The sequence below is a fragment of the Bordetella tumbae genome (assembly GCF_965139195.1).
Taxonomy (GTDB): Bacteria; Pseudomonadota; Gammaproteobacteria; order Burkholderiales; family Burkholderiaceae_B; genus Bordetella_A; species Bordetella_A tumbae.
The window spans coordinates 1-6,582 of record NZ_CBCSJH010000075.1; the positions used below are offsets into that span (position 1 = coordinate 1).

Consider the following 6,582-nt stretch of genomic DNA (forward strand, 5'->3'; position numbering starts at 1 on the left):
AGTTTGGCCCCCGGCCCGCCGATGGTTCACGGACGTAGGCCGAGTCCCCGTTGAGGGGATGAGTCAGCCGACCAGGCCCGCCCACCACCTCCTGCCCGGCTGCGGCAAACGTCTTAAGAACCCCGTCGTATGCCCCCTGATGACAGCCAAACCCCCTGCACCAATTCAGGGACACAGCCCCCTCTAAGTTTATAAATATAAGTAATATAAACAACCTTCTATATAACCTATAATGCCCCAATCTATCCGGGGCCATTATGAACCTGCAACAATTCCGTTTCGTCCGCGAGACCATCCGCCGCGACTTCAACCTGACCGAAGCCGCCCGGATGCTATACACCTCCCAACCGGGTGTATCAAAGGCCATCATCGAGTTCGAAGACGAGCTAGGCATCAAGATCTTCGAACGCCACGGCAAGCGCATCAAAGGCCTGACCAAGCCGGGCCTGGCAGTCTCCCAAGTCATCGATCGCATCATGCGCGAAGTCGACAACCTGAAAAAAGTCAGCGACGAATTTGCCCGCCGCGACGAGGGCGGCCTGGTCATTGCATGCACCCATACCCAGGCACGCTATCTATTGCCGCGCGTGATCCCCGACTTTCGCAAACAATTCCCCAAAGTGCACTTGTCATTGGCCGAAGGCAGCCCCGCCCAATTGGCCGAAATGGTGTTGCACGAGCAGGCCGACCTGGCGCTGGCGACCGAATCACTGGCGCTGACACCAGGCCTGGCGACCTTGCCCGTCTACGCCTGGGAACACACCGTCGTGGTCCGTCCAGATCATCCTCTGGCCGAACTGACCTCCAGCGCCGCAAAGAACCTGAGCTTGGCGCAATTGGCCGAATATCCCATCGTGACCTACGACCGCGCCTTTACCGGCCGCAGCACGATCGACGAGGTGTTCGCCAGCCAAAGCATCCATCCCGATATCGTGCTCGAGGCCATTGATGCCGATGTGATCAAGACCTACGTCGACGTCGGCCTGGGCATAGGCATTATTGCCGGTGTGGCCTACGATCCGCGCCGCGACGGCAATCTGGTTGGTCTGCCGGTGGGGCACCTGTTTGGCACACACACCACGCGCGTGGGCGTCAAAGCAGGCGTATTCCTGCGTGACTACGTCTACACCTTCCTGGAAATGATGGCGCCTGCATTGACTCGTCAGGTCGTTACCGACGCAGTGCAGGGCAGTCGCGAATAGTCGTGGATCTCCTTGCGTTGCAGATATATCGGCCCGGCTTCATGCCGGGTTTTTTTATCGCATTTCCTGTCATTTCCGGCTTAGCTTATTACCGAATTATGTGATTTCCTATCGCATTTGAGAGCCTTGCTATGCCGGATCAAAAGCCGATAAATATATTAAATAAGAACCGATCTCATTTGTGTTGACTAAAAAATAGGAATCATTATCATTAACTCCACTTCCTCAACGATCTGGAGTACACATCATGACATCAGCGCTTAGCGCAGTGGTAGTAGGCGCCGACAGGCTGGGCAATATTCCAGACCTGCTGAAAGGGCACAACATATCGATCACGCATCACATCAGTGGGCGCGATCCGTCTCATCAGAAAAAAACCCTGCAACTGCCTTCGGGCACTCAGCTGGTCATTTTGCTGACAGATTTTTTAGGCCACAACGTAATGAAAACCTTCCGGAACGCGGCCCAGCGCGGTGGTATCCGGGTGGTGGCATGCCGCCGTTCGGTATGCAGCATGCAGCAGGCCCTGCAGCAGTGCGGCCTGTGCGGTCTCCATTGATGGCGCGCCGACTCGGGCCCGACGCCAGCTGTTGCTGATCGGGCCTGTTTTCGTTTAACGCCGCGTATTGCTGGCCGAAGCCACCAGATTGCCATCCAGGCGTCGGGCGCCGTTATAGCGTTTGGCCCAGTACTTCATGGTGATTTTTTCGATGCGCACCACGCCGCCCGCGCTGGGCGAATGCACAAAACGATCCTCGCCCAGATAGATCCCGACGTGCGAATAGCGCCGCCCCAGGGTATTGAAAAACACCAGATCACCAGGGCGCAACTCGGGCTTGTCGATCGACGTGCCTACCAATGCGATAGCCGATGCGTTGCGAGGCAGTTTCAGTCCCAGACCTTGTTCGGCACTGTAGGCCACCAGGCCACTGCAATCAAAGCCCGTGTCAGGCGACGACCCACCATAGCGATAGCGTATGCCGAGTTGATCGAGCGCTGTGTCGATCAATGGATTGGCAATGGCCTGCCGCCGTTCGGCGCTGATCGTACGGCGAGTGGTGGTGGTAGTGGCCAGTGCCCCGATGGGGTCGCTGGACAATGACGCGAGTTCGATATCCTGTTCGTCCAGGATGCCAGCGTCGGCACTATGGCGATTGGTGCTTGCGCAGCCCGCCAGCACCACGCAGAGGGCGGCAATCAGTAAACCCGGAATACGATAAGTAAAGCGGTCGCTTTGCGTGTGTGGCGCGCGCGTCATGAGTGCCGGTGTAGGCTGCCCCGCAGAGGGACGCCGTAAAAATGTGGGATGCCGCGATTCTAGCAAATGCTTGGTTGCAAATTGGGTAAATGCTTACACCAAATAGCCTATTTATTTTTTATTTGCGCTACATCTGCGCAAAAACAGCTCGATAACTACGGGAATACCCCAGGTTCAGCGGCAAGTCTGATGCAAGCTTTGCCCGCGACAATAGCGCAAACGAGACCACAGCGTCCGCATATCACCGGAGACAGGTATGCAAAGAACCCGCGATTTTCACCGCCGTTCGATTGACGACCGCGATGCCTTCTGGCGTGCCGAGGCCGAGCGTATCCATTGGGAAACGCCCTTCGAACAAGTGCTGGATTTTTCCCGTCCGCCTTTTGCCCGCTGGTTTGTCGGCGGGCAGACCAATCTTTGCTATAACGCGGTTGACCGCTGGGTGCCGCAACAGGCGGACCAGCCCGCACTGATCTGGGTGTCCACCGAGGTCGATAAAGAAATCACGTACACGCGCGGGCAACTGTATGACGAGGTCAATGCCGTGGCCGCCATGCTGCGCGAGCAGGGCGTGGGCCGCGGTGACCGCGTGCTGCTTTATATGCCGATGGTGCCCGAGGCCGTATTTACGATGCTCGCCTGTGCACGTCTGGGCGCGGTGCATTCGGTGGTGTTCGGCGGGTTTGCCTCGGTGAATCTGGCGCAGCGCATCGATGATGCGACGCCGAAAGTCATTGTCTCGGCCGATGCAGGCTCGCGCGCAGGCAAGGTCGTGCCGTACAAGCCTTTGCTCGACAAGGCACTCAGCCTTTGCCAGCATCCGCCGGGCGCAGTGATCGTGCTGGATCGCGGCCTGGCGCCGTGCGATCGTCAGCCGGGCCGCGATCTGGATTATGCCGAGCTGCGCCAGCGTCATGACGGCACCCAGGTGCCGGTGCAATGGCTGGAGTCTTCCGAGCCCAGCTATATCCTGTACACCTCCGGCACGACCGGCAAGCCCAAAGGCGTGCAACGCGATGTGGGCGGCTATGCCGTGGCGCTGGCGTCATCCATGGAATATCTGTTCGATGGCAAGCCGGGCGACACCTACTTTTGCACCAGTGACATAGGCTGGGTCGTCGGGCATTCCTATATTGTGTACGGGCCATTGATCGGCGGGCAGGCGACGGTCCTGTACGAAGGCACGCCGGTACGCCCCGATGGCGCGATATTGTGGAAGCTGGTCGAGCGCTTTGGCGTCAATACCTTGTTTTCGGCTCCCACTGCCGTGCGCGTGCTCAAGCGCCAGGCGCCCGAGCTGCTCTCGCGGCACGATCTGTCGTCACTGCGTGCGGTCTATCTGGCCGGCGAGCCGCTCGATGAGCCCACGGCACAATGGATTTCGCAGGGGCTAGGCAAGCCTATCATCGACAATTATTGGCAAACGGAATCGGGGTGGCCCATTCTGTCGGCGCAGCCCGGCGTTGAACGGGTGCCGACGCGTTTCGGCAGCCCATCGTTTCCCGTGTATGGCTTTGATGCCCGCATTGTCAGCGAGCATACCGGCGAGGATCTCGGCCCGGGCGAAAAAGGCGTGGTTGCGATTGCAGCGCCCCTGCCGCCCGGCGCGATGTCGACGATCTGGGGCGATGATGAACGGTTCGTACAGACCTACTTCACATCGATTCCCGGCCGGCAGTTGTATTCGACCTTCGATTGGGGGCGGGTCGATGATGAGGGTTATTGGTTCATTCTGGGCCGTACCGATGACGTGATCAACGTGGCGGGCCATCGTCTGGGCACACGCGAAATCGAAGAGTCCGTCAACAGTCACGCGGGAATTGCCGAATGCGCAGTTGTCGGCGTAGCAGATTCCTTGAAAGGCCAGGTGGCGATGGCCTTCGCCGTATTGAAAAATCCCGCGGCAGCCGAACGGCCTGACGATGCACGCGCGCTGGAAGGCGATATCATGCGTGTAGTGGAAGATCAGCTGGGCGCGGTGGCGCGTCCGGCCCGTATCCGGTTCGTGTCCGCCTTGCCGAAAACGCGCTCAGGCAAAGTCCTGCGCCGTGCGATCGTCGCGGTATGCGAGGGCCGGGACCCGGGCGATCTCACCACGATCGAAGACCCTACCTCTCTTGAACAAATAAAGGATTCGTTGCAATGAAAAGCAAACCCGTATTGACCGCCGAAGACGTCAAGAAAATCCTGGCGGCTGCCGAAGCGCATGCCGTCAAGAACGGCTGGGCGGTGACCATCTCCGTGGTGGATGACGGGGGGCATACATTGGGTCTGCTGCGTCTGGATGGGGCCGCGCCGATTTCCAGCTACATTTCGCCGGCCAAGGGCAAAACCGCTGCGTTGGGCCGCCGCGAGTCCGCCGGCTACGAGGACATCATCAACAATGGCCGCTATGCCTTTCTGTCGGTTCCGCAACTCGAAGGCCTGTTGGAGGGCGGTGTGCCCGTGATCGTCGACGGCGAAGTCGTGGGTGCGGTGGGCGTGTCCGGGGTGAAATCCTCCGAGGACGTCGAAATCGCTCGCGCAGGTATCGCCGCGCTAGGTCTGTGACACAGCCTTTACCGCCACAGGCTGGCCCAACTGAGAGCACGCCGGGCAACGTCTCGAGCGCATTGAATCCCGGCGTGGCTCGTCGAGAGGTCTGGGCCTGGGCGATGTATGACTTCGCCAATTCGGGCTATACCACCGTGATATTGACCACGGTGTTCAGCACGTATTTCGTCAGCGTGGTGGGNCAGCGTGCCCATTGGGCCACGCTGGCCTGGACGGCAGCGTTGTCGCTGTCGTATCTGTTGATCATGTTGACCATGCCGCGGCTGGGGGCCCGTGCCGATGCACGGGCCGCCAAGCGGCGATTGCTCTATACCAGCACCATCGGCTGCGTTGTCGCCACACTGGTGCTGACCCAGGCCGGGCCGGGCGATGTGTGGCTGGCGCTCGCAGCGCTGGCCGTGTCCAACTACTGCTATTGCATCGGCGAATCCGTCGTGGCGGCCTTCTTGCCCGAGCTGGCGCGACCCGATGCGCTCGGCCGCGTATCGGGATGGGGCTGGAGCTTTGGCTATTGCGGCGGCATGCTCACGCTGGGCTTGTCCCTGGCTGCGGTCACCGTAGGCGAATCGCGCGGATTGACCGCGCCCGAGTACGTGCCGTGGGTCATCGTCATCACTGCTGCCGTCTTTGCCCTGGCAGCCTTGCCCTCGTTTTTCCTATTGCGTGAGCGAGCCAGGCCGCAGGGCATGGCGCTCAATGCGTCCGGGATGCTGAGCCAACTGGCCGCCGTGTGGCGCGATACCGGCACCCACTATCCTGAATTTCGTCGATTGCTGATGTGCGGTGCCTGCTATCAGGCCGGCATCGCCGTCGTCGTCACCCTGGCTGCCGTCTATGCCGATCAGGTCATGGGCTTTACCATGCCGCAGATCATGCTGCTGGTGTTCACCGTCAACATCGGCGCTGCCGTCGGCGCATTCAGCTTTGGCTACGTCCAGGACCGTATTGGCCACAAACGAGCATTGGCCATCACTCTCGTTGGCTGGATCATCATGGTATTGGTTGCCTATGCTGCAGTGACCGTGGCCGTATTCTGGGTCGCCGCCATCCTGGCCGGCCTATGCATGGGCACAAGCCAGAGCGCCGGCCGAGCCATGGTGGGCGCCCTGGCGCCCGGCAAACGCCTGGCCGAATTTTTCGCCCTCTGGACATTCGCCGTACAACTGGCCGCCGTCGTCGGACCGCTGACATATGGCCTGGTCACTTGGTTGACGATGGGCAATCATCGCCTGGCCATCCTGATCACGGGCATCTTCTTTGTCGGCGGCCTGTTGCTGCTGACCCGCGTCGACGTACGCCGCGGCCTGGCACGCCGAGCCCAAGAACCCGCGTAGATCGCGCCCCCGCACGATCAGTGTGCCTTCCCGTCACCTAAATTAATTCCGCACCGCGTCTACAACCCTGTTTTGCGAACCTGATGCCACCGCGTCAAGAGATGAGCATCGCCGGCCAAAGGATCGGTCGATGACGCTCCCGCAAAGCATCCGCGAACAGCAGAAATCGCGAGCCAGAGGCTGCCGGGCAATAGCCNCACCGGCCCGTAGAGCGGCGATTTAGCCCGCGCCAGCG

The 6,582-nt window shown here is 60.2% G+C and carries 5 protein-coding genes and 2 pseudogenes; 6 read left to right on the forward strand and 1 reads right to left on the reverse strand.

Features of this window, described 5'->3' with window-relative positions; genetic code table 11:
* Nucleotides 1-257: 257 nt before the first annotated feature.
* Both ACNA0J_RS29500 and ACNA0J_RS29505 read left to right on the forward strand, forming a co-directional pair.
* On the forward strand, nt 258-1,202 hold the full coding sequence (locus ACNA0J_RS29500) for a CysB family HTH-type transcriptional regulator (protein WP_415822576.1): 945 nt from the start codon (nt 258-260) through the stop codon (nt 1,200-1,202).
* A 247-nt stretch (nt 1,203-1,449) separates the two neighbouring features.
* Nucleotides 1,450-1,761 (forward strand): DUF2325 domain-containing protein, encoded by a 312-nt coding sequence (locus tag ACNA0J_RS29505; RefSeq protein WP_415808594.1) that lies wholly within the window; start codon nt 1,450-1,452, stop codon nt 1,759-1,761.
* 54 nt (nt 1,762-1,815) lie between these two features.
* Here ACNA0J_RS29505 and ACNA0J_RS29510 read toward each other — a convergent pair whose 3' ends face one another.
* On the reverse strand, nt 1,816-2,460 hold the full coding sequence (locus ACNA0J_RS29510) for a C40 family peptidase (RefSeq protein WP_415822577.1): 645 nt from the start codon (nt 2,458-2,460) through the stop codon (nt 1,816-1,818).
* 256 nt (nt 2,461-2,716) lie between these two features.
* Here ACNA0J_RS29510 and ACNA0J_RS29515 point away from each other — a divergent pair, with 256 nt between their 5' ends.
* The 4 genes and pseudogenes from ACNA0J_RS29515 to ACNA0J_RS29530 all read left to right on the forward strand — a co-directional run.
* On the forward strand, nt 2,717-4,606 hold the full coding sequence (locus tag ACNA0J_RS29515) for a propionate--CoA ligase (RefSeq protein ID WP_415822579.1): 1,890 nt from the start codon (nt 2,717-2,719) through the stop codon (nt 4,604-4,606).
* The gene (locus ACNA0J_RS29520; protein ID WP_094820258.1) at nt 4,603-5,010 is read left to right on the forward strand and encodes a heme-binding protein; all 408 of its coding nucleotides are present in this window, start codon (nt 4,603-4,605) and stop codon (nt 5,008-5,010) included. The genes ACNA0J_RS29515 and ACNA0J_RS29520 overlap by 4 nt, the downstream gene beginning before the upstream one ends.
* A pseudogene (locus ACNA0J_RS29525) lies at nt 5,007-5,194 on the forward strand (MFS transporter); the annotation flags it as partial. The gene ACNA0J_RS29520 and the pseudogene ACNA0J_RS29525, both read left to right, overlap by 4 nt.
* A 1-nt stretch (nt 5,195) precedes the next feature.
* Nucleotides 5,196-6,347, forward strand: a pseudogene (locus ACNA0J_RS29530) (MFS transporter); the annotation flags it as partial.
* Nucleotides 6,348-6,582: the final 235 nt, after the last annotated feature.